This window comes from Pseudomonas sp. zjy_15 (assembly GCF_043101865.1).
In the GTDB taxonomy this organism is placed as follows: Bacteria; Pseudomonadota; Gammaproteobacteria; order Pseudomonadales; family Pseudomonadaceae; genus Aquipseudomonas; species Aquipseudomonas putida_Y.
The window spans coordinates 1-15,917 of the sequence record NZ_JBICII010000128.1; the positions used below are offsets into that span (position 1 = coordinate 1).

Here is a 15,917-nt window from a genome sequence, read left to right on the forward strand (position 1 = left end):
TGGGTTTTTAAGAAACCCTAAACTTGGCTCAGCAATCTCAAATGACTATGTGATTTCTCGCATGGCCACTTGTGATGCTGATAATCTTTTTGACTATCAGTCCGTACTCACAAGCACCCACACGAATTGCTTGATTCGATTTGTTAAAGAGCGTTTGGTTAAGAGCCTTTCGTCTCAACCGAGGCGCGCATTCTACGCTTTCCTCAGAGCCTGTCAAGCGTTTATTTTGAAGTTTTTTGCGAGAAACTCGTTTCACTTCAAACACTTGACTCAACACAGTCGCTAGCCTTGCTTCGCTACCGCGTTGGAGTGGTGCGCATTATAGGGAGGCTATCGATAAGGTCAACCTTTAATTTCAATGAGTTGAAATATTTCTGCCAAACCCGCTTGAGGGCTACCACCCACCCCACCAATTGCGCACTATATTGCTCACCACCTCCCCACCCAAGGATTGCCGCACTTAAATGAACACCCAGCCCCGCAGCCTGGCCGCCACCCTTTTCCCGATCGGCCTACTGCTTATCGCCATGGCATCGATTCAGTCCGGCGCCTCTCTGGCCAAAAGCATGTTCCCGATCATCGGCGCACAAGGCACCACCGCCCTGCGCCTGATTTTCGCCAGCATCATCATGCTGCTTATATTGCGCCCGTGGCGGGTACGCATGACCGCCAACACGTTGCGCAACGTGGTCATCTACGGCATGGCGCTGGGTGGCATGAACTTCCTCTTTTATATGGCCTTGCAGACAGTACCGATCGGTATCGCCGTCGCCCTGGAATTCACTGGCCCGTTGGCCGTGGCGATCTTCTCCTCGCGGCGACCGATCGATTTCCTGTGGATTGCCCTGGCCATCGCCGGCCTGCTGCTGTTACTGCCGGCAGGCCACAGCGGCCAGGCACTCGACCCACTGGGCGCCGCCTATGCGCTGGGTGCGGGGGCATGCTGGGCACTGTACATCCTGTTCGGACAACGTGCAGGGGCCGAGCACGGCATCCAGAGCGCGGCCCTGGGGGTGGTAGTTGCGGCCCTGTTCGTCGCCCCCATCGGCATCGCCCACGCCGGTAGCGCCCTGCTCACACCTGCAGTGATCCCCATGGCGTTGGCGGTTGCAATACTGTCCACTGCGCTGCCATACAGCCTGGAAATGGTTGCCCTCACGCGAATTCCGGCGCGCACGTTCGGCACCCTGATGAGCATCGAACCGGCATTTGGCGCATTGTCCGGCCTGCTGTTCCTTGGCGAAGTGCTGACGCTTACTCAATGGCTGGCGATTCTGGCAATCATTACCGCCTCGGTCGGCACCACCCTGTCCATGCGCAAGGCGCCCAGCCCGGCGATCGCAGCAGACTGATATGAGAAATATTTTCATTTGAGAAAGGATTAGTGATTGTAGCAGCCCGTCTCGCTGATTAAGCTGTCACAGAATCATCATCTTTACGCTATCTACTGGGCCGAACACGGACGCTGGGGAAGGTTCAGGAAGAACCGAAGCGACAACGACAGGGTCGTGACAAATGATTTGCCCTGCATTTAAGGACAGGAATGAAACGAATTTTTCTCATCCTGGCCATCTTGGCTATTGCTGGATGTGCCGCCACAGCCAAGACCGAGGTCAAAAGGGGCAAGAAGGGCCTGCATATCAATTGCTCCGGCCTTTCTTCCTCATGGGACAATTGCTACAGCAAGGCCGCAAGCTCCTGCAGCACGCGCGGCTACCGGGTCATTGCACGCTCGGGCGATAGCGATGAGGAAGCCGGTGACTACTTGTTCGGCATAAACCCTGCAGGTTACACCAGCCGTAGCATGATCATCATCTGTAAATAGAGAAAAGGGCAGCTCGCAAACTGCCCTTTTTCATCTGCGTTACAGCGGTGCGGTACGCACCTCCAACCAAGCTAGCGCATCCCCTTGTAGCAAGGGTGCCAGGCGCTCACGCACGCGGGCGTGATAGCTGTTCAGCCACTCCACCTCTTCCTTGGTCAGCAACTCGGGCAACAGACAGCGGGTGTCGATAGGGCACAGGGTCAAGGTCTCGAATTGCAGGAAGTCACCGAAGGCACTCTTTCCTGCTTCGCGGTTGACCACCAGGTTCTCGATGCGTACTCCCCACTGCCCCGGGCGGTACGTACCCGGCTCGATCGAGCTGATCATGCCCGCTTGCATCGCCGTCTGCGGTGCAGGTGCCGCCTGGTAGGCGATCACTTGAGGCCCCTCATGCACGTTCATGAAGTAGCCCACCCCGTGGCCGGTACCATGGCCATAATCGACCTGGTCAGCCCAGATCGGCGCCCGGGCAATAGCGTCGAGCAACGGCGACAGCACCCCCCGCGGGAACGTGGCACGCGACAGGGCAATCATGCCCTTGAGCACACGGGTGCAGTCCTGCTTCTGTGCCTGGCTGGGACTACCGACCGGCACCATGCGGGTGATGTCGGTAGTGCCGCCCAGGTATTGACCGCCCGAGTCGATCAGCAGCAAGCCATTACCCTCGATGAGCGCATGCGACTGCTCGGTGGCACGGTAGTGTGGCATCGCGCCATTGCCATTGAAGGCGGCGATGGTAGAAAAGCTCAGCGACACGAAGTTCGGGCGCCGAGCACGCGCGGCGCTCAATTGCTCGTCAACCGTCAGCTCGGTAATGACCTCCCGGCCGAGGTTCGCCTCGAACCAGGCGAAAAACTCGCACAAGGCTGCGCCGTCCTGCTCCATGACCTGGCGAATGTGCACCAGGTCGTCGTCACCCTTGCAAGACTTGCTCAGCGTGGTGGGGTTGGGCCCCTCGACAAGCACCACCTCTGCCGCCAGGCTGTCCAGCAGGCCGCAGGTGACCCGGGCCGGATCCACCAGCAGCCGCGCCCCCGCGGGAACGGTGCCTAGCGCCTTGCCTGCTTCACTGTAGTCACGCACCTCGATGCCGTCGACCTCCAGCACCTGACGCAGGTGCGCGTCCACCTTGTCCTGGCCCACGAACAGGATGGCCTGCTGCTGATTGATCAGGGCAAAGGCCAGGAAAACCGGATTGTAGGAGACATCGCTTCCGCGCAGGTTGAACAGCCAGGCAATGTCATCCAGGGTCGCGATGAAGTGCCAGTCGGCCCCCTTGGCCTGGATGCCCTGGCGCAATTGCGCGAGCTTTTCCGCCCGGCTCACCGTGGCGTGTGGCGGCAAGTGCTGGTACACCGGGTTACCTGGCAGCGCCGGGCGCCCATCCCAGACCTGACCCAGCAGGTCCATGTCAGTCACCAGCTGCGCTCCACGCGCCTTCAGCCGCTCACCCAGCTGGCGCGCCGAAGCCAGGGCCATGACCGCACCATCCACTGCCACGCGACCGTTGGGCGCGACGTTTTCGCCCAACCATTCCAGCGCCCCGGGTTTGCCCGGCAACAGTTTCATCAGTTCGATGCCGCTGCCCGCCAGCTCCTGAGCCGCCTGCTCCCAGTACCGGCTATCGACCCACAGCCCGGCAAACCCGGGGGTGACCACCAACGTACCGACCGAGCCCTGAAACCCCGAAAGCCACTGACGCCCCTGCCAGTAACCGGGCAGGTATTCGGAAAGATGGGGATCGGCAGAGGGTACCAGCAAGGCATCGATGCCCTCTGCCGCCATGACTTGGCGCACGTGCACCAGTCGCTGCGGCACGCTTTGCTCAAGGGTCGTCTGGACGTTCATGCGCTCTCCTGCGGCTTCATAACGGTTTATCCAATAGACCGATAATGGAACAGCCGCCATAGCGCTGCAATCGCGACGACCAAGATACGGCATGCATTGCCCGCCACGCCCTGTGCCAATAGGACACTTCCTACAACGGGGCAAGGATCATTGATCAAGTTCCGCTGAACGCCCCAGGACGAAGACTTCACATGTAGCACAAGCATTGCACACAGCGCTACGCACCTTGGTATGCCTGAGGCCCGCCCACCTGGCAATGCAGGACGCCATCGTCACCGCGCACCAGGCTGCGCAGGGCCTGGTAGGCGGCGAAGTTGATGCTTCGTGCCTGATGCTTGCCCAGCAGGTCGAGAAACGACTCCTCGACGAAGTGCACGGCTGCCGCAGCCCAGGCCTGGCGTGACTGCCATTGCAGGTATTGCAACACCCGGCTGCCATCGTCGCTGGCCTGGATACTCACACCCTGTAGCCCTTCGCAACGCTCAGCCAACGCTTCACTACGCACCACCAGGGCCTGGGCCAATGCCTGCTGGTACATACTGGGCACTTCGTATTCGATCATCTGGGTGAACCACAAGGCATGAGGTTTTGCCAACATCGACAGTCTCCTGGCTACGGACGCATGCAGCGCGATGCCGTGCAGGGTAAAACCTCAAGCAAAGTCAAGGTCAAGCGGTTTCTACAGACCCTGGCCGGACACCGCAAACCGTCGCCGATAGTCACTCGGGGTAAGGCCGGTGACACGCTGGAACACCTTGCGAAACGCGCCCGGATCCTGGTATCCGACTCCCCACGCAATCTGTTCGACGTTGCGCCGGGTGAACTCCAGTAAACGGCACGCCCGCCCAACCCTCACCTGCTGGCAATACTCGGTCGGGCGCAGCCCGGTGGCTGCACGAAAGCGCCGCAAGAAAGTGCGCTCCTCCAGCCCCGCGCAGGCAGCCATCGCGGCCAGGTCGGCATCCTGCCCGCCATTGCCCTGCAACCAGTGTTGCACCTTCAACACGGCCTCGTCGCCGTGGTCCAGGCGCGGGTTGAATACAGCTCCGGGCAGCAGCGCCGCAACCGGATCGACGGCCAGATAGCGGGCGGTCTCCTGTGCCACCGTAGTCCCCACAAAGCGCTCCAGCAGACGCAATCCCAGGTCGGTCCAGGCCATCAAACCTGCCGAGGTCACGATGTCGCCGTCATCCAGCAACGGCTGCTGGGTTTCTACCCGCACCTTGGGGAAACGCTGGGCAAGCGCCTGCACATAGTTCCAGTGGGTGCAGGCCGGGCGCCCGTCGAGCAAACCGCTGGCGGCAATGAAAAATACACCGATGCATACCGACGCCAGCACCGTACCACGCCCGTGCAGCAGGCACAGCGGCACGCGGTGACGCTCGAGCAACGCGGCCTGCGGAGCTGACTCCAGGCTTGGTGGAATGATCAGTACGCGCAGGCTCGGCGCGGTGACAGATGAACCATCCGACGCTGCCAACAACTGCCCCGTCTCATCTGCCTGCCAGCAAGTGACGCGAATGTGCGGCAGTTCGACGGCCCCCAGTTCAGCCGCAACCCGGTTGGCCACAAGGAACAGGTCGGCCAGCCCATGCACGGCAGCGCGCTGCACGCCGGGGTACAGCAGCAAGCCGATATCCAGGTAGGCTGAGGTGTCAGTTTTTGCCCGCATAGTGTCGTTCGCGCCAATCCTCAGGTGAGTAAACACAGCCTATAACTAACGTCTCTCGACGACTACTGCCACAGGAGGCAGCATGAGCAAGCAGGCACTGATCATCATCGACATCCAGAACGACTACTTCCCGGGCGGCAAATGGACCCTCGATGGTGCCGACCAGGCGGCCGACAACGCTGCCCGCCTGCTGGCAGCAGCACGCCAGCGCGGCGACCTGATAGTGCATGTGCGGCATGAGTTCGACACTGCCGATGCGCCATTCTTTACCCCCGGTTCGCAGGGTGCAGCCATCCACGCCAAGGTCGAGCCATTACCGGGCGAACCGGTGGTGCTCAAGCACAAGGTCAATGCCTTCCTCGGCACCGATCTCGAGCACACGCTGGACCGGCATGGCGTCGAGGCGCTGACCATCGTCGGCAGCATGAGCCACATGTGCATTGACGCCGCCACCCGGGCTGCGGCCGATCTGGGCTATCAAGTGACCGTGGCGCACGATGCCTGCGCAACCCTGCCACTGGCGTTCGACGGCAAGCAGGTGCCGGCGGCTCATGTACATGACTCGGCGATGGCGGCGTTGGCGTTTGCCTATGCCAATGTGGTGAAGACCGATGATCTGCTGAAAAACTGATCGGCTTGAGACCTTTGGGGCCGCACAGCAGCCCCAAAGCCTGCAGACTCAAATCACCACATTGCGCACAAACCGCACAGCCGCCACGCCATCGTTGCGGTAGGCATACCGGCAATTGCTGGGGAACACATGGAACCGCCCCGCCTGCAAGCGATGCTCGACATCTTCGATGATCAGCGTCAGTTGCCCATCGACCACGTAAATCTGCTCACTCCAGCCTTCGGCATCGGCCTCACTGCAATAGCACTCCCCCGGTGCCAGGGTCCATTCCCAAAGTTCCACCTCGCGCCTTGCCGGGCTGCTACCCAGCAACACCGCTCTGCTCTGGGGGTGTTCACCAGCCCAGGCCAGTTCTTCAATGCGCCCGGGGTCGCGCAGGTCTGGCGCCTGGATCAGGGTACTGAAGGCCACGCCCAAGGCTTCGGCAATCAGGTCCAATGTGGTCAGGCTGACATTCTTCTCGCCCGCCTCGATCGCGACCAGCATGCGCCGGCTGACCCCTGAACGCTCGGCGAGCGCCGCCTGACTCAAGCCGGCGGCGTTGCGCAGACTGCGCACATTGAGGCTGACATGTTGCAGCACCGATGCCCGGTGCGAAGAATCCTTGTGCACTATATTGCTCACTGATCAGGATTGCGCAGTATACTGCCCACTTTTGCGGCGATTGTGCGCCGCCCTTTCCGAGTGTGCAAGACCATGAACCAGCCCAGCAGCAAGCCTACCCCTGCCGTCACCTTCCGCCTGAGCAAGGCCGAACTGGTGTTGGTATTCATCACCATGTTGTGGGGCGGCACTTTCCTGTTGGTGCACAACGTGATGACCGTCAGCGGCCCGATGTTCTTCGTCGGCCTACGCTTCGCGGCAGCCGCGCTGTTCGTTGGCGTGGTCTCGGCGCGAGCGCTGCCCGGCCTTACCTTCACCGAACTGAAGGCAGGCATGCTGATCGGCGTGTCGATCATGCTCGGCTATGGCCTGCAGACCATGGGCCTGCAAACCATTAGCAGCAGCCAGTCAGCGTTCATCACTGCGCTGTACGTGCCGTTCGTGCCGCTGCTGCAGTGGTTGGTGCTGGGGCGGCGGCCTGGCCTGATGCCCAGCATGGGTATCTGCCTGGCTTTCATCGGCCTGATGCTGCTGGCTGGCCCGGAAGGGGGCAGCCTGCGTTTCAGCGAGGGCGAGCTGGTCACCTTGGTCAGTGCCGTGGCCATCGCCGGTGAAATTATTCTGATCAGCCGCTACGCCGGCCAGGTCGATGTGCGCCGGGTTACCGTGGTGCAACTTGCCACCGCATCGTTGCTGGCGTTTCTGATGATCGTGCCGACCCAGGAGCGCATCCCCGACTTTTCCTGGCTGTTGCTGGCCAGCGCAGTCGGCCTGGGCGCAATGAGTGCGGTGATCCAAGTGGCGATGAACTGGGCACAGAAGTCGGTTTCGCCTACTCGCGCCACGCTCATCTATGCCGGTGAACCGGTGTGGGCCGGCATCGTTGGGCGCCTGGCTGGCGAGCGCCTGCCGGGTGTGGCGCTGCTCGGCGGCCTGCTGATCGTGGTCGCGGTGGTGGTCAGTGAACTCAAGGTGCGGCGCCCTCGCGAAACGGTCGAAGCACGCGATGTGCAGCATCAAGGCGAACGCCAGGCCGGGCTGTAAAGCGGTCAACAGCGGCCATTCATTGTAAAAAGCTGTTATAAAAAAACCGCTTGTCACAGCCTGTTTGTAGGATCCTGCGACAGCTTGCGTGTTGGTGATAAACACCTCGGCACGTATGATTCTTTGCAAACTTCTCCAGAATAGGCCGCTATGTCCTTGATAGTGCTATTGCTTCTGCCGTTCGTGGGCAGTTGCCTGGCAGCTGTGCTGCCGCACAACGCACGTAACGCCGAGTCCATTCTTGCCGGGCTCGTAGCCCTGGTCGGTACCGTCCAGGTAGCACTTCTGTACCCTCAGATTGCCCATGGTGGCGTCATTCGCGAAGAGTTCCTGTGGCTTCCCAGCCTGGGAATGAACCTGGTGTTGCGCATGGACGGCTTTGCCTGGCTGTTCTCGTTGCTGGTACTGGGCATTGGCGCTCTGGTGTCGCTGTATGCCCGCTATTACATGTCACCGCAAGATCCGGTACCACGCTTCTTCGCGTTCTTCCTGGCCTTCATGGGGGCCATGCTCGGCCTGGTCATCTCCGGCAACCTGATCCAACTGGTGTTCTTCTGGGAACTGACCAGCCTGTTCTCCTTCCTGCTGATCGGCTACTGGCACCACCGCGCCGACGCCCGTCGTGGCGCCTACATGGCGCTGATGGTAACCGGTGCAGGCGGCTTGTGCCTGCTGGTAGGGGCCCTGCTGCTCGGCCATGTGGTCGGCAGCTATGACCTGGACAAGGTCCTGGCTGCCGGGCATATCATCCGCCAGCATGCGCTTTACCCGGTGCTGCTGCCCCTGATCCTCATTGGCGCACTGACCAAGAGCGCACAGTTCCCCTTCCAGTTCTGGCTGCCCCACGCCATGGCAGCGCCCACACCGGTGTCGGCCTACTTGCACTCTGCAACCATGGTCAAGGCCGGGGTGTTCCTGCTGGCACGCCTGTGGCCGGTACTTTCCGGTAGCGAGGAGTGGTTCTGGATCGTCGGCGGTGCCGGCGCCCTCACCCTGCTGCTCGGCGCTTTCGCCGCCATGTTCCAAAATGACCTCAAGGGCTTGCTGGCCTATTCGACCATCAGCCACCTGGGCCTGATTACCCTGCTACTGGGCCTTAACAGCCCGCTGGCTGCCGTCGCCGCGGTATTCCACATCCTCAACCATGCCACCTTCAAGGCCTCGCTGTTCATGGCCGCCGGCATCATCGACCACGAGAGCGGCACCCGTGACATTCGCCGCCTCAGCGGCCTGATCCGCCTGGTGCCCTACACCGCGACCCTGGCCATGGTCGCCAGCGCCTCAATGGCCGGCGTGCCGCTGATGAACGGCTTCCTGTCGAAAGAAATGTTCTTCGCCGAAACGGTGTTCATCAGTTCCACTGCCTGGGTCGAGGCCACGCTGCCGGTAATCGCCACTCTGGCCGGCACCTTCAGCGTGGCGTATGCCCTGCGTTTTACCGTCGATGTGTTCTTCGGGCCGACGGCCCAGGACCTGCCCCATACCCCGCACGAGCCGCCACGCTGGATGCGTGCTCCGGTGGAGCTGCTGGTGCTCACGTGCCTGGTAGTGGGCATCTTCCCCACCCAGTCGGTCGGCCCCCTGCTGGCCGCTGCGGCCCTGCCGGTGGTTGGCGGTACCCTGCCGGAATACAGCCTGGCCATCTGGCATGGCTGGAACGCGCCGATGATCATGAGCCTGGTAGCCATGAGCGGCGGCATCGTCCTGTACCTGTTGCTGCGCAAGCAACTGCGCCTGGGCCGCTTCCCCTACCCGCCGGTGATCGAGCGCTTCAATGGCAAGCGACTGTTCGAGCACGGCCAGGTTCACCTGATGCTGCTGGCGCGTCGCATCGAGCGCGTGCTCACCACCCGGCGACTGCAGTCGCAGCTGTTCATGCTGGTATTCGCCGCGTTCCTCGCGGGCCTCACGCCGATGCTGTATAGCGGCCTGAGCTGGGGTGATCGCCCGAAGATTCCGGGTTCGGGCGTGTTCGTCGCCCTGTGGCTGATCGCCATTGCCTGCGCCATCGGCGCCGCTTACCAGGCCAAGTACCACCGCCTGGCGGCACTGATCATGGTCAGCGTCTGCGGCCTGATGACCTGCATCACCTTCGTCTGGTTCTCTGCGCCCGACCTGGCACTGACCCAGTTGGTGGTGGAAGTGGTCACCACCGTGCTGATTCTGCTTGGCCTGCGCTGGCTGCCACGGCGTATCGAAGGCGTATCGCCGCTGCCTGGCAGCCTGGAGCGCGCGCGCATGCGCCGCCTGCGCGACTTGCTGCTGGCCGTGCTGGTGGGTGGCGGCATGGCCGTGCTGTCGTACGCCATGCTGACCCGACCGACGCCCAATGACATTTCCTCGTTCTACTTGAGCCGGGCATTGCCTCAGGGCGGCGGCACCAATGTGGTCAATGTCATGCTGGTCGACTTCCGCGGCTTCGATACCCTGGGTGAAATCACCGTATTGGTGGCTGTGGCCCTGACGGTGTTCGCCCTGCTACGGCGCTTCCGTCCTCCGAAAGAGAGCATGCAACTGCCAGCGCAACAACGTCAGTTGGCGCCGGACGTAGTCACCGACCTGATCAACCCGCGGCATGCCACCGATACCGCACTGGGCTTCATGATGGTGCCTGCAGCGCTGGTGCGCCTGCTGCTGCCGATCGCCTTGCTGGTGTCCATGTATCTGTTCATGCGTGGGCACAACCAGCCCGGTGGCGGTTTTGTCGCTGGCCTGGTGATGTCGGTGGCATTCATCCTCCAGTACATGGTGGCCGGCACCCAGTGGGTCGAGGCGCAGATGAGCCTGCGGCCGCTGCGCTGGATGGGAACCGGGCTGCTGTGCGCGACCCTGACCGGGGTCGGCGCCATGCTGCTGGGTTACCCGTTCCTCACCACTCATACCGCCCACTTGCACCTGCCGTTGCTGGGTGATGTGCACGTGGCCAGCGCGCTGTTCTTCGATATCGGCGTATACACCGTTGTGGTCGGCTCGACCCTGCTGATCCTCACGGCCCTGGCGCACCAGTCGGTGCGCGCCTATCGCCCGGGCAACCCGGCAAAAACCAGCCAAGCAGGAGCCGCCTGATGGAAGAAGTGATTGCAGTCGCCATCGGCGTACTGGCTGCCTCCGGGGTGTGGCTGATCCTGCGCCCGCGCACCTATCAGGTGATCATGGGCCTGTGTCTGCTTTCCTACGGGGTCAACCTGTTCATCTTCAGCATGGGAAGCCTGTTCATCGGCAAGGAGCCGATCATCAAGGATGGCGTTACCCAGGACCTGTTGCATTACACCGACCCGCTGCCACAGGCACTGGTGCTCACCGCCATCGTCATCAGTTTCGCCATGACCGCGCTGTTCCTCGTGGTGCTGCTGGCTTCGCGCGGCCTGACCGGTACCGACCACGTGGATGGCCGGGAGCGTGACGAATGAGTGGTATGAGCCAACTGATTGTCGCCCCCATCCTGCTGCCGCTGATTACAGCGGCGATAATGTTGCTGCTGGGTGAAAAGCACAGGCATATCAAGGCCAGGCTTAACCTGCTGTCAACATTCACCGGCCTGGCAATCGCGGTCTCTCTGCTGCTGTGGGTGCGCACCCAGGGCCAGGCAGCCTCGATCGGCGTGTACCTGCCGGGCAACTGGCCAGCGCCGTTTGGCATCGTGCTGGTGGTGGACCACCTGTCCGCGCTCTTGCTGAGCCTGACCGGGGTCATCGGCTTCAGCGCCCTGCTGTTTGCCCGGGCCCGCTGGGACGGTGCAGGGGCCAGCTTCCATGCGCTGTTCCAGATCCAGCTGATGGGCCTGTACGGCGCCTTCCTCACCGCCGACCTGTTCAACCTGTTCGTCTTCTTCGAAGTGCTGCTGGCCGCCTCCTATGGCTTGCTGCTGCATGGTTCGGGGCGGGCGCGGGTGCGCGCCGGCCTGCACTACATCGCCATCAACCTGTTTGCCTCGTCGCTGTTCCTGATCGGCGCAGCGATGCTGTATGGCGTGACCGGCACCCTGAACATGGCCGACCTGGCGCTGAAGGTTCCACTGGTACCGGAGGCCGACCGTGGCCTGCTGCATGCCGGCGCGGCAATCCTGGCCGTGGCCTTCCTGGTCAAGGCCGGCATCTGGCCGCTGAACTTCTGGCTGGTGCCAGCTTACGCGTCAGCCAGCGCGCCGGTGGCTGCACTGTTCGCCATCATGACCAAAGTCGGCCTGTACGCCGTGCTGCGCCTGTGGACGCTGCTGTTCTCCGGGCAGGCCGGGGCCTCGGCGCATTTCGGCGGTGAATGGCTGGTTTACGGCGGCCTGGTCACCCTGGCGGTGGCAGCGGTATCGATCCTGGCGGCACAGCGCCTGGAGCGGATGGCGGCACTCAGTATCCTGGTCTCGGCCGGCACCCTGCTTGGCGCGGTGGGTTTTGCCCAGGCGGCACTGACCGGCGCGGCGCTGTTCTACCTGGTCAACTCGACCCTTGCGCTGTGCGCACTGTTCCTGCTCGCCGAACTGGTCGAGCGCTCGCGCTCGGCCAATGAAGCGCCGCTGGACGAAGAAGAGGACGCCATGCCGCCGCCACTGGAATCGCTGCACCCGCCCAAGGGTATCAACCTCGACGATGAACAGCAGGTGGTAATCGGCCAGATCATCCCGTGGACCATGGCCTTCCTCGGGCTCAGCTTCATCGCCTGCGCACTGCTGATCATCGGCATGCCGCCGCTGTCGGGCTTTGTCGGCAAGCTCAACCTGATCAGCGCGCTGTTCAATCCACTGGGCCTGGGCGTGCCGGCCGAGCAGCCGCTGAGTGCCGCCGGCTGGGGCCTGGTGGCGTTGCTGATCCTGTCCGGCATGGCCTCGCTGATCGCCTTCGGCCGCGTCGGTATCCAGCGATTCTGGAAGCCCGAAGAGCGCCCGTCACCGGTGCTGCGGCGCTATGAATGCCTACCCATCGTCATCCTGCTCGGCCTGTGCCTCATCCTCAGCCTCAAGGCCGAGCCGTTGCTGCGCTACACCCAGGACACTGCCGCCAGCCTGCAGGCCCCCGATGCCTATATCGAAGCCGTGATGGCCGCCCGGCCGATTCCTGGCCCCACCTCGCGCGACGTACAGGTGCAGCCATGAACCGACTGCTCCCCGCCCCGCTGCTATCGGTCTCGCTGTTCGGCCTGTGGCTGCTGCTGAACCTCTCGGTCAGCCCCGGCAACCTGCTGCTGGGCGCCGCACTTGGCATACTGGCGCCACTGTTGATGGCACCCCTGCGCCCGCAGCATGCCCACGTACGGCGTCCCCTGGTCATCGCCAGGCTGATCGGTCGGGTCGGCATCGATGTGGTCATCTCCAACCTGCTGGTGGCCCGCGGTGTGCTGCGGGCCGGCAAGCAGCCGCCACGCTCGGCGTTCGTTCACGTACCACTGGCATTGCGTGACCCCCACGGCCTGGCAGCGCTGTCGATGATCACCACGGTGGTGCCTGGCACAGTCTGGTCCGAACTGGCACTGGACCGCAGTGTGCTGTTGGTGCATGTGTTTGAGCTGGACGATGAAGCGGCCTTCATACAGCACTTCAAGGACACTTACGAACGCCCGCTGATGGAGATTTTCCAATGACAGGCCTGCTCGCCAACGCCGTCCTCGCCAGCCTGTTCATCTTCGCCCTGGCCATGGGCCTGACGCTGATCCGGCTGTTCCGTGGCCCGTCCGCCCAAGACCGCGTGCTGGCCCTGGACTACCTGTACATCCTGGCCATGCTCACCATGCTGGTGCTGGGTATCCGTTATGCCAGTGACACCTACTTCGAAGGTGCCCTGCTGATTGCGCTGTTTGGTTTCGTCGGCTCGTTTGCCTTGGCCAAGTTTCTGCTGCGCGGAGAGGTGATCGAATGACTGAAGCCCTGGTACTGCCGTTCTGGCTGGAACTGGTCACGGCCGCGCTACTGCTCACCGGCAGCCTGTTCGCCCTGGTCGGCGCTATAGGCCTGGTACGCCTGAAAGACTACTTCCAGCGCATGCACCCGCCAGCGCTGGCCTCGACCCTTGGTGCATGGTGCGTTGCACTGGCCTCGATCATCTACTTTTCGTGGCTCAAGGGCACCCCTGTGCTGCACGCGTGGCTGATTCCTATCCTGCTGTCGATCACCGTGCCGATAACCACGCTGTTGCTGGCGCGGGCGGCGCTGTTCCGCAAGCGCATGTCGAAAGAGCCGGTGCCTGAAGAAGTCAGCAGCGGCCGAGACCGTGGCAATTGAAGGTTTGCCGTCTCAACCTTGGCTGAGGCGCTGCAACTCGCGCCGGACCATGGCGGCATACGGCGGCGGGCTGAGGCGATAGAGCTCAGCCGCCACCCAGTTCAACCAGGCGCTTTGCAGCTTCTCACGCCCGGCCAGCAAACGTTCTGCCTCAGCCACGGCATCTGCCTGGTGCTGCCGATGAAACTCGGCCCGCGAGGCCGGTGCGTCGTCAGTTTCGGTCATTCACTGGCCTTGAAGGTGGTCAGTTCACCCTTGCGCCATTTGGCGACCTTGCCAGTCACTGCTTTAAGCAACTTGCCCAGGCCTTCCTGCACTTGCTGCTGCGCGGCGAATACCAGCATCACGCCATGGCCTTCACGAAACACGATGCCCTCGCCTTCCGGCACAGAAACGAAGGCGTAGTCGCCCACGCCATACACATTCAACTTGATTTCGCGAAAACGCATTTCCAGCTTGCCACCTTCGCGGCTAGGCAATACGGCAGCACGGAAGTGGTCGCCGACTTTCAATTCAAGGCGCTGCTTGTCATCGACCACCAGGGCACTCTCGGTGTCGATTTCGGCCATGTACAAGCCTTCGGGACTCTGTTCGGTGACATAGATGAAGCGGCCCTGAAACAGTTGGGCCAATTTACCGCGCAAGTCGCCCAGGGCGAACAACGCATGCGTATCAAGTGTGCTGACTGCCAATGAAGTAATCCTCAACCGGTTACAACCCGCCCTCACCCAAGCTCGGGGAGGCACGGCCATTTCTTATCGATAGGCAAAAAGAGTAATAAAGCGATATGCGAAATGTCTGTGCTCGCTGACGATGCAGCGTGCAGGAATCTTTACTCTGGTTTGCCAGATTCGCCCTCAACCGAAGGCGTTTGGCTCATTCCCGGCTTGGGAAGCGTGATGCCTGAAATCACTCGCCAGAAAACGCAACCAATGGCGTGAGCCTGCAAGAGGACAAGCCCTGGCATCCATGTGCGCATTACTGTAGGACAAATATGCCCGAAAACACCGAAACCCGTCGAGAGGCAATAAACATTTTCAGGCAGCCAGTCCTTTCTTCAGTTGCTGCTGCCAGGCAGCCTGGCACTCAAGCGCTTCTTCGCGCGTGGCGAAGGCGGTGCCGCGGCGCTCGCCATTGACCAGCACTACCCAGCAAATACGCTTGCCCAGCGCCTGCAAGGTGGCCGGCACACCCGACCCTATCATCACAGCCACATCGACTCGGCTATTCATCATTCCCTCCGGAATTTAATTAGCACCCTAACGATAAAGCCATGATACGCCTGACAGTGGCGCGGAAACAGCACATCCTGGTACAGCAGTGTTTCTTATGGCGCAACAAAAACGGTATCGACGAGAAACGCAAAAAGCCCCTGGGATTTGCTCCGAGGGGCTTGGCACCGCGCGCGGATTTATACCTGGCGCTGGTGGCGATCGAGCTGCTCGTGGCGCTCCTGGGCTTCAATGCAGTACTTGGTGGTCGGGCTGATCAGCAAGCGCTTCAGGCCGATGGGCTCACCACTGTCATCGCACCAGCCGAAGCTTTCATCGGCAATACGGTCCAGGGCCATTTCCAGCTGTGGCAGCAGGCGCTGGTCGCGGTCGATGGCATTTACCAGCCAGCTACGTTCTTCTTCGACCGACGCCACGTCGGCAGGGTCAGACGGGGTGTCCAGGCCTTCGATGGTGGTGCGGCTGAGCTCGATGCGTTCATGGGTTTCGACTTTCATCGCCTGCAGCAGCTCAGTAAAGAAGGCAAGCTGGTCGGCGTTCATGTAGTCATCGGCCGACATGGCCAGCAACTGTTCCTTGGTCATCGATTTCTCTATGAAAAAATGTGCATTTGGGCGATTCATGTGCCGCCGATGCCTATGCATCGCCAGCGGAATTCTTCAAGCGCCAACCGGCACTCTTTTACAGGGGGCGGCAGTCTAAGGCGCCACGCCGCGTGGAGCAACTGCAAATGGGTGCGAATTTGCTTCCACTGCTGACAATCCGCCGGTCGGCACCCCAGCTCAGCTGCTGGGCCAGTAGTAAACTGAGATTCTATGCCCATCCACCTGCTGTTGCCGTTGCCGTTGCCGTTG

18 protein-coding genes are annotated in these 15,917 nt (G+C 61.8%); 10 read left to right on the forward strand and 8 right to left on the reverse strand.

The window, feature by feature from the left end:
- Nucleotides 1-464 precede the first annotated feature (464 nt).
- On the forward strand, nt 465-1,352 hold the full coding sequence (gene rhtA, locus ACF8EF_RS24100; protein WP_176684929.1) for a threonine/homoserine exporter RhtA: 888 nt from the start codon (nt 465-467) through the stop codon (nt 1,350-1,352).
- 191 nt (nt 1,353-1,543) lie between these two features.
- Nucleotides 1,544-1,825 carry a hypothetical protein gene (locus ACF8EF_RS24105; RefSeq protein WP_176684928.1) on the forward strand — a complete coding sequence of 94 codons (282 nt, stop codon included), beginning with the start codon at nt 1,544-1,546 and terminating at the stop codon, nt 1,823-1,825.
- Between the two features lie 39 nt (nt 1,826-1,864).
- Here the strand turns inward: ACF8EF_RS24105 and ACF8EF_RS24110 are convergent, their stop codons facing one another.
- The 3 genes from ACF8EF_RS24110 to ACF8EF_RS24120 all read right to left on the reverse strand — a co-directional run bounded on the left by ACF8EF_RS24110 (nt 1,865) and on the right by ACF8EF_RS24120 (nt 5,345).
- Nucleotides 1,865-3,673, reverse strand: coding sequence for an aminopeptidase P family protein (locus ACF8EF_RS24110; protein ID WP_392462445.1), 1,809 nt, complete (start codon nt 3,671-3,673; stop codon nt 1,865-1,867).
- Between the two features lie 217 nt (nt 3,674-3,890).
- Nucleotides 3,891-4,271, reverse strand: coding sequence for an antibiotic biosynthesis monooxygenase (locus ACF8EF_RS24115; protein ID WP_392462446.1), 381 nt, complete (start codon nt 4,269-4,271; stop codon nt 3,891-3,893).
- An 81-nt stretch (nt 4,272-4,352) separates the two neighbouring features.
- Nucleotides 4,353-5,345, reverse strand: coding sequence for a GlxA family transcriptional regulator (locus ACF8EF_RS24120; RefSeq protein ID WP_392462447.1), 993 nt, complete (start codon nt 5,343-5,345; stop codon nt 4,353-4,355).
- An 82-nt stretch (nt 5,346-5,427) separates the two neighbouring features.
- Between ACF8EF_RS24120 and ACF8EF_RS24125 the strand changes: the two genes are divergently transcribed.
- The gene (locus ACF8EF_RS24125) at nt 5,428-5,976 is read left to right on the forward strand and encodes a cysteine hydrolase family protein (RefSeq protein WP_176684924.1); all 549 of its coding nucleotides are present in this window, start codon (nt 5,428-5,430) and stop codon (nt 5,974-5,976) included.
- Between the two features lie 48 nt (nt 5,977-6,024).
- Here ACF8EF_RS24125 and ACF8EF_RS24130 read toward each other — a convergent pair whose 3' ends face one another.
- Nucleotides 6,025-6,588: a helix-turn-helix domain-containing protein gene (locus ACF8EF_RS24130; protein WP_176684923.1), complete on the reverse strand. Its 564-nt coding sequence runs from the start codon at nt 6,586-6,588 to the stop codon at nt 6,025-6,027.
- Between the two features lie 84 nt (nt 6,589-6,672).
- Here ACF8EF_RS24130 and ACF8EF_RS24135 point away from each other — a divergent pair, with 84 nt between their 5' ends.
- The 7 genes from ACF8EF_RS24135 to ACF8EF_RS24165 all read left to right on the forward strand — a co-directional run bounded on the left by ACF8EF_RS24135 (nt 6,673) and on the right by ACF8EF_RS24165 (nt 13,831).
- Complete coding sequence (locus tag ACF8EF_RS24135) at nt 6,673-7,623, forward strand: DMT family transporter (RefSeq protein ID WP_176684922.1); 951 nt, start codon at nt 6,673-6,675, stop codon at nt 7,621-7,623.
- A 150-nt stretch (nt 7,624-7,773) separates the two neighbouring features.
- Complete coding sequence (locus ACF8EF_RS24140; RefSeq protein ID WP_176684921.1) at nt 7,774-10,689, forward strand: monovalent cation/H+ antiporter subunit A; 2,916 nt, start codon at nt 7,774-7,776, stop codon at nt 10,687-10,689.
- Nucleotides 10,689-11,033: a Na+/H+ antiporter subunit C gene (locus ACF8EF_RS24145; protein WP_003250128.1), complete on the forward strand. Its 345-nt coding sequence runs from the start codon at nt 10,689-10,691 to the stop codon at nt 11,031-11,033. The genes ACF8EF_RS24140 and ACF8EF_RS24145 overlap by 1 nt, the downstream gene beginning before the upstream one ends.
- Nucleotides 11,030-12,709 (forward strand): monovalent cation/H+ antiporter subunit D, encoded by a 1,680-nt coding sequence (locus tag ACF8EF_RS24150; RefSeq protein ID WP_176684920.1) that lies wholly within the window; start codon nt 11,030-11,032, stop codon nt 12,707-12,709. Before ACF8EF_RS24145 ends, ACF8EF_RS24150 begins: the two co-directional genes overlap by 4 nt.
- Nucleotides 12,706-13,194 (forward strand): Na+/H+ antiporter subunit E, encoded by a 489-nt coding sequence (locus tag ACF8EF_RS24155; protein ID WP_392462448.1) that lies wholly within the window; start codon nt 12,706-12,708, stop codon nt 13,192-13,194. Before ACF8EF_RS24150 ends, ACF8EF_RS24155 begins: the two co-directional genes overlap by 4 nt.
- Nucleotides 13,191-13,469, forward strand: a complete 279-nt coding sequence (locus ACF8EF_RS24160; protein ID WP_021783192.1) for a K+/H+ antiporter subunit F — start codon at nt 13,191-13,193, stop codon at nt 13,467-13,469. The genes ACF8EF_RS24155 and ACF8EF_RS24160 overlap by 4 nt, the downstream gene beginning before the upstream one ends.
- Nucleotides 13,466-13,831, forward strand: coding sequence for a Na+/H+ antiporter subunit G (locus ACF8EF_RS24165; RefSeq protein ID WP_003250107.1), 366 nt, complete (start codon nt 13,466-13,468; stop codon nt 13,829-13,831). Before ACF8EF_RS24160 ends, ACF8EF_RS24165 begins: the two co-directional genes overlap by 4 nt.
- Nucleotides 13,832-13,843: 12 nt before the next feature.
- On the opposite strand, the gene ACF8EF_RS24170 is transcribed toward ACF8EF_RS24165, so the two are convergent.
- The 4 genes from ACF8EF_RS24170 to ACF8EF_RS24185 form a co-directional block, all read right to left on the reverse strand.
- Complete coding sequence (locus tag ACF8EF_RS24170; RefSeq protein WP_209964798.1) at nt 13,844-14,056, reverse strand: hypothetical protein; 213 nt, start codon at nt 14,054-14,056, stop codon at nt 13,844-13,846.
- Nucleotides 14,053-14,523: a hypothetical protein gene (locus tag ACF8EF_RS24175; protein WP_003250101.1), complete on the reverse strand. Its 471-nt coding sequence runs from the start codon at nt 14,521-14,523 to the stop codon at nt 14,053-14,055. The genes ACF8EF_RS24170 and ACF8EF_RS24175 overlap by 4 nt, the downstream gene beginning before the upstream one ends.
- 345 nt (nt 14,524-14,868) lie before the next feature.
- Nucleotides 14,869-15,063 carry a hypothetical protein gene (locus ACF8EF_RS24180; protein ID WP_012271507.1) on the reverse strand — a complete coding sequence of 65 codons (195 nt, stop codon included), beginning with the start codon at nt 15,061-15,063 and terminating at the stop codon, nt 14,869-14,871.
- 179 nt (nt 15,064-15,242) lie between these two features.
- A complete protein-coding gene (locus tag ACF8EF_RS24185; RefSeq protein ID WP_003250099.1) occupies nt 15,243-15,647 on the reverse strand; it encodes a TraR/DksA family transcriptional regulator in 405 nt (134 codons plus the stop codon).
- Nucleotides 15,648-15,917: the final 270 nt, after the last annotated feature.